This window comes from Actinomycetospora sp. (assembly GCF_055612215.1).
This window is the reverse complement of sequence record NZ_JBVPVA010001181.1, coordinates 1-1,311: the sequence shown is the minus strand read 5'-3', so window position 1 is coordinate 1,311 and position 1,311 is coordinate 1. Positions and strand designations below refer to the sequence as shown.

Genomic DNA, 1,311 nt, shown 5'->3' with positions numbered 1-1,311 from the left:
GCGGCCGCCGCGATCGCCGGCGTGCTGGCCCCGGAGCGGGCCGTCGCCCTCGCCGCGGTCCGCGGCCGGGAGATGGCCGCGGCGTGCGCGGTCGAGCCGACGTCGATGGCCGCGATCCTCGGCGGCGACGAGGCCACGGTGCTGGAGGCGCTCGCCGCCCGGGACCTCGAGCCCGCCAACCGCAACGGCAACGGCCAGATCGTCGCGGCCGGCCGCACGAGCGACATCGAGGCCCTCGCGGCCGAGCCGCCGGAGGGCGCCCGGGTGCGCCCCCTCGCCGTCGCGGGCGCCTTCCACACCCGGTTCATGGAGCCCGCCGAGAAGGCGCTGTCCGACTGGGTCGCCGAGCACCGCGACGAGCTGGCCCCCGCCGACCCGGTCCTGGCGCTGCTCTCCGACGCCGACGGCGCCGTCGTGACCTCCGGGTCCGACATGATCGACCGGCTCGTCGCGCAGGTGACGCTCTCGGTCCGCTGGGACGCCTGCCTCGAGACCCTGCGCGACCGCGGCATCACCGGGGCCGTCGAGCTCACCCCGGCCGGGACGCTGACCGGGATGGTCAAGCGCCAGATCAAGGGAACCGCCACCGTGAACGTCTCCGAGCCCGAGCACCTCGCAGCGGCCGTCGAGCTCGTGCGGGGTGGGGCATGAGCCTCCGGAACACCATCCGCCAGCCCGCCCCGATCGCCGGTGCGCGCCTGCTCGGGCTGGGCAGCTCGCAGCCCGACCGCATCGTCACCAACGACGAGCTCGCCCAGCGGGTGGAGACCAACGACGCGTGGATCCGCAGCCGCGTCGGGATCGCCGAGCGCCGCTTCGCCTCGGCCGACGAGTCCGTGGTCTCGATGGGCGCCGACGCCGGGTCCAAGGCCCTCGCCGACGCCGGGCTCTCCCCCACCGACCTCGACGCGGTCATCGTCGCGACCTGCACCATGCCCACCCCGATCCCGAACGCCGCCGCGCAGATGGCGGACCGCATCGGCGTCAACGGGATCGGCGCGATGGACGTCAACGCCGCCTGCGCCGGGTTCTGCTACGGCACCGGCATCGCGGCCGACATGATCCGGTCTGGCACCGCCCGCCACGTGCTCGTCGTCGGCTCGGAGAAGCTCTCCGACTGGCTCGACATGGACGACCGCTCGGTCTGCATCATCTTCGCCGACGGCGCCGGCGCCGCCGTGCTGGGCCCGGCCGAGACCCCCGAGGAGGTCGGGGTCGGTCCGGTGGCGTGGGGCGCCGCGGGCGACCTCGTCTCGACCATCGGCATCGACACGCAGAACTACCTGCGCCAGGAGGGCCAGGCGGTGTTCC

General features: G+C 75.1%; 2 protein-coding genes. Both read left to right on the top strand.

Annotated features, from left to right (window positions below; translation table 11 throughout):
* Positions 1-651, top strand: a 651-nt coding sequence (locus AC0CYZ_RS31620) for an ACP S-malonyltransferase (RefSeq protein WP_472222219.1), incomplete at its 5' end; no start/stop codon positions are given.
* A partial coding sequence (locus AC0CYZ_RS31615) for a thiolase family protein (RefSeq protein ID WP_472222217.1) occupies positions 648-1,311 on the top strand: 664 nt, incomplete at its 3' end. The genes AC0CYZ_RS31620 and AC0CYZ_RS31615, both read left to right, overlap by 4 nt.